The following is a 2,321-nucleotide window of genomic DNA, read 5'->3' as shown; positions in this document are numbered from 1 at the left end:
CAAAGAGAGAAAAGAAATATCGGTTTAGAGATTTATACAGACAGATAAACTATGGAGCTTTAAAGCTGGCATGGTTAGAAATCAACAAAAAAGCAGCTGCCGGAGTGGATAAAATAACAGCAGCTGAGTTTGAAAAGAATCTGGAAGAAAACCTTCAGCACTGTTAATTAAATCTAATTTCAAGTTTTTTACCAAGTGCATGAGCAACTTTATCAAGAAATTCAACACTCGGATTATAATCATCATTTTCTAGTCTGGAAATAGCAGACTGTTTAGTTCCTATTTTATCTGCTAATTCTTTCTGAGTTAAATCATTTTCTATTCTATACCTGATTATTTGTTTTTTAATTTCATACATAACATTCAGTTTTTCATATTCTTCTTTAACTTCTTTAGATTCAAAAAGTTCATTTTTAAAATCTTTATGATCTATAAATTCCATTTTGTTTCACCTCACTTGGTAGAATTAAGTCTGTTAAGCGCAATATTTATTTCTCTCTGTGGAGTTTTATTAGATTTTTTCTTAAAGATATGCAAAAGAACAAAGACACCATCCTGATAATTTAAAAAGAAAATCCTAAATATATTAGTACTATGCTTTATTCGTAATTCCCAGAGATCATCATATCCCTTTAACTTTTTAAGATGTGGCATACCAAGGAATAGACCAAATTCTTCTAGAAGTTCTATTTCTCTTAGAATTTTAGCTTTTTCTTTAGCTGACTGTTCTTTAATAAATTCAATTACTGGAGATTTATTATTTTTTGCATAATACTTAATTTTATACATAATCTATTCACTCCAATTTCTAAATTTATTATATCACATATATGTTATAAAAGGAAGTTAAAATTTAAGATTAAGTTATATAAAACATTTATCACTGTATAAATGCAGGAATTTTTTTCTTTTGCATGAAGTAAGTTAATAATTGATAAATTAATAGATAAAGCAACAGCATCACATAACATGGGTTTGGCGACATACCTTCTGTCATAAAGCTTAAAGATTAACCAACCACGGATACAAAAAACAAGCTTTACGCCAGTTTCTGCGGAATCAGTCACTAGTGCAAATCCCAGGAACGTCAGAATGCAACGCCAGGAAGTTGTTGCAGCAACTATAGCCGAGTTCTCAAACTTAATATACATTGAAATTGAAACAGTTCCTGAATATTGTAAGAATGGAGAATTAATATTTATGCCTTAAGTTTCTACTTTTCTAGTTCAAAGAAAAATGAAAAACTGCGAATGAGCTAGTATTAAAGAGATAGACTTAATACAAATAGGGAGGAATAATTATATGAGTAAAGTATTATTAGCAGGGGCAACTGGATACCTGGGTGGTTATATCTTAAGTGAACTTCTAGACCAACAGCATGAGGTAAGAGTTATTGTCCGGAATAGAGCAAAATTAGAACAAAATAATTCTGAAAAAGTTGAAGTAATCGAAGCTGAATTAACTAAACCTGATTCGATTAAAAACTGTTGTGACAATATTGATTATGTAATTTCTACAGTAGGAATTACAAAACAAAAAGATGGTCTTACATATATGGATGTAGATTATCAGGCTAATAAGAATTTATTAGAAGAAGCTAAAAAAAGCGGTATTAAAAAATTAATTTATATTTCTGTATTAAATGGACAGAAACTTAAAAACTTAAAAATATGTGAAGCAAAAGAATTATTTGTAGAGGAATTAAAAAAATCTAATATCGATTATTGTATAATTCGTCCAAATGGATTTTTCTCTGATATGGAAGAGTTTTTTTATATGGCTCAAAAAGGTCGTGTTTATTTATTTGGTAATGGAGAATATAAAGCCAATCCCATTCATGGTGAAGATTTGGCGAAAATATGTGTAGATTCTATAAAAAAACCAAAAAAAGAGATAAAGGTTGGAGGGCCTAAAATATTATCGCAAAATGAAATTGCTAGTATTGCATTTAATGTTGCAGCAAAAGAAAAAAAGATAACATATTTACCTGACTGGATAAGAAAAGTTATTCTATTCACGATACGAACATTTACCTCTCAAAAGTTTTATGGACCAATAGAGTTTTTCTTAAGCGTTTTATCAATGGATATGATTGCTCCAGAAAAGGGTAAACATACTTTAAAAGAGTTTTATAAAAGCTTAAAAGACAATAATATTTAAAATAATTATTTATCAGATAAATGAAAGAAGGGAGTTAAATTGAATTTAGATAAATTAAAAAAAGAATTACTCAAACTTCGCACATAAATAACCCTTTTGCCCCTTGAAATTTCAATATTTAGCAGAATTAAAGTAATATCATTTTACTGTTTTAGGCAGAT

Annotated in this window: 3 protein-coding genes; 1 reads left to right on the top strand and 2 read right to left on the bottom strand. The window is 28.6% G+C overall.

Going from position 1 to position 2,321, the window contains the following annotated elements; translation table 11 throughout:
• Nucleotides 1-163: 163 nt before the first annotated feature.
• Together DFR79_RS15980 and DFR79_RS15975 are read right to left on the bottom strand one after the other, a co-directional pair.
• Entirely contained in the window at nt 164-442 is a 279-nt protein-coding gene (locus tag DFR79_RS15980; protein ID WP_133516448.1) for a helix-turn-helix transcriptional regulator, read from the bottom strand.
• 11 nt (nt 443-453) lie between these two features.
• Nucleotides 454-789 (bottom strand): type II toxin-antitoxin system RelE/ParE family toxin, encoded by a 336-nt coding sequence (locus DFR79_RS15975; protein ID WP_133516447.1) that lies wholly within the window; start codon nt 787-789, stop codon nt 454-456.
• 513 nt (nt 790-1,302) lie between these two features.
• On the opposite strand from DFR79_RS15975, the gene DFR79_RS15970 reads away from it, so the two are divergent.
• Nucleotides 1,303-2,160: an SDR family oxidoreductase gene (locus tag DFR79_RS15970; RefSeq protein ID WP_133516446.1), complete on the top strand. Its 858-nt coding sequence runs from the start codon at nt 1,303-1,305 to the stop codon at nt 2,158-2,160.
• Nucleotides 2,161-2,321 lie beyond the last annotated feature (161 nt).

The organism is Halanaerobium saccharolyticum (genome assembly GCF_004362045.1).
GTDB classification, from domain to species: Bacteria; Bacillota; Halanaerobiia; order Halanaerobiales; family Halanaerobiaceae; genus Halanaerobium; species Halanaerobium saccharolyticum_C.
This window is presented reverse-complemented; position numbering and strand designations above follow the sequence as displayed.